Source organism: Neisseria sp. P0008.S010 (assembly GCF_051962715.1).
In the GTDB taxonomy this organism is placed as follows: Bacteria; Pseudomonadota; Gammaproteobacteria; order Burkholderiales; family Neisseriaceae; genus Neisseria; species Neisseria elongata.
This window is the reverse complement of record NZ_JBQCVA010000179.1, coordinates 1-405: the sequence shown is the minus strand read 5'-3', so window position 1 is coordinate 405 and position 405 is coordinate 1. Positions and strand designations below refer to the sequence as shown.

The window sequence follows — 405 nt, the reverse complement described above, 5'->3', positions numbered from 1 at the left end:
TCAGGGTGCGGATAACCCGTTCCGCCTTACCGTTGGTCTGCGGACGGGCAACCCGGGTAAACTTTTGACCAATCCCGTTCTCATAACAGGCTACACCGAAAGCATGGTTGGCCGAGCCTTTATATTCCGTACCGTTGTCGGAGTAAACGCACTCAATCAGGTATGGACAGGGATCAATCAGGTGTTCGGTCAGAAACTTGGCGGCACTGTCTGCGGTTTTGTCCAGCAAAATGGCGGCGTATAGCTCCCTTGAGAAATCGTCAATGGCGACAAACAGGTAATCCCGCTTATCGGTGGCTTTCTGCCCTTTGAGCAGCGGCAGCCGTTTGGTATCGAGATGTACCAGCTCTCCGGGGTAGGATTTATTGTAGCGTTTGGCCTGCCTTTTGAGTTTTTCCTGAATGC

General features: G+C 52.3%; 1 protein-coding gene. It reads right to left on the bottom strand.

The genetic code is table 11. The features are described from left to right. Positions 1-405, bottom strand: a 405-nt coding sequence (locus tag ACTHSL_RS13115; protein WP_440381696.1) for a DDE-type integrase/transposase/recombinase, incomplete at both ends; no start/stop codon positions are given.